Source organism: Gilvimarinus sp. 1_MG-2023 (genome assembly GCF_030548285.1).
The window spans coordinates 1-279 of record NZ_JAUOSC010000902.1 but is presented as its reverse complement, the minus strand read 5'-3'; the positions used below and the strand labels follow the sequence as shown (position 1 = coordinate 279).

General features: G+C 36.6%; 1 protein-coding gene. It reads left to right on the top strand.

What is annotated here, in order from left to right:
* On the top strand, positions 1-279 hold a 279-nt coding region (locus tag Q4563_RS19480), incomplete at both ends, for an ABC transporter substrate-binding protein (RefSeq protein WP_303605693.1).

Genomic DNA, 279 nt, shown 5'->3' with positions numbered 1-279 from the left:
CTCCTTTTTCTATGGATTTAAACGGAAATGGAATTACTGTTTCCAATAAAGTTTGGGAAGGAATGAAACCGCATGTTAAAAAAGACGAAAATGGCAAACCAATTCACCCAATTAGCGCAAACGCATTAAAACCAGTAATTACACAATACAAGAACGAAGGAAAACCATTTAAAATGGGAATGGTATTTCCAGTATCTACCCACAACTACGAAATTAGATATTGGTTAGCAGCAGCAGGAATCAAACCAGGAATGTACTCTTCAGACAACATTCAAGGAC